Source organism: Streptomyces sp. NPDC002690, from assembly GCF_053592415.1.
The window spans coordinates 1-1,153 of the sequence record NZ_JBSFVR010000756.1; the positions used below are offsets into that span (position 1 = coordinate 1).

General features: G+C 70.7%; 1 protein-coding gene. It reads right to left on the bottom strand.

What is annotated here, in order from left to right; translation table 11 throughout:
• Positions 1-61 precede the first annotated feature (61 nt).
• On the bottom strand, positions 62-1,153 hold a 1,092-nt coding region (locus ACWD3D_RS37315), incomplete at its 5' end, for a right-handed parallel beta-helix repeat-containing protein (protein ID WP_451465063.1).

The following is a 1,153-nucleotide window of genomic DNA, read 5'->3' on the forward strand; positions in this document are numbered from 1 at the left end:
TGACGCGCCCCGGCGACGAAACCGAATGGATCGTCAATTGCAGGTTGACGACCCTGGAGCGTCAATTTAAGATTGACGCATGACGCCACTCAACACCGCCGCCGTCCCAGCTGTTGCCCGTGGAGCGGACGTCGTCGCCCAGCGCGATGTCCCGGCCGTTCGCCGCCGCCACGTTGGCCTGCGCCACCGCGGCCGCCGTGGTGAGGTGGAAGCCGTCCACGCCGTTGCGGTAGGCCGTGTTGCGGGTCAGGGAGATCCGGCCGGGGTTGCCTTCGTCGTTGAAGCCTTGGCCGGTGTTGTCCCAGGCGGCGTTGTTCCGTACCACGTGGGCGACGACGGCCCGGGTGTTGCCGCCGCCGAGCGTGAAGCCGTTGCCGTTGCCGAACGACCAGTTGCTCTCCACCGTCACCGGGCTGGTGAACCCGCCCAAGTCCACCCCCTCGTCGGCGTTGTCGTACGTCCGGCAGCCCCTCACGAGGTTGCCCGCGCCGGAGCCGAACTTGATCGCGAGACCGACACCGCCCCGGCCGTCGGGACCGTGGTTGTCGTAGAAGTCGCTGTCGAGGACGGAATTGGCCTCGGTTCCGTCGTCACGCAGCGTCAGACCGGACTCGGCGTTGTCGTGGAAGGACAGGCCCTGGAAGACGGTGTGGGCGCAGCCCCGGCAGACGTAGGCGTGGCTGGCCGAACCGTGGATCTCCAGCCCTCGTACGGTCCAGTAGTCGGCGGTCTGGGTGACGGCCCACGCGTTCCGGGGGACGCCGGACGCGTCCACGACCGGGTGCTCACCCGGGTAGTTGGCGAGGGTGATCCGGTGCTCGGCATCGGCGTTCGTGGAGATCTCCACCGCTTCCGCGGGACGGTAGACACCGCCCCGCAGGAGGATGGTCCCGCCCGGCCGTACCCCGGCGACCGCCTTGCCCAGCGTGGCGAACGGGTGCGCGAGGCTTCCGTCGCCTTCGTCCGAACCGTCCGGGGCCACGTAGAGGGTGAGCGGGGTGACATCGTTGCCCGGTGACGGGGTGGGGGAGGTACTCACCCGCGCGGGCGTCGTTGCCCGGGGCGACGGCGCGGCCGGCGGCGCGGATGCCGGCGACTGCCACAGCAGCAGGCCGAGGGTGGTGGCGGTGACCGCCGTCGCGGCCACCGCGGC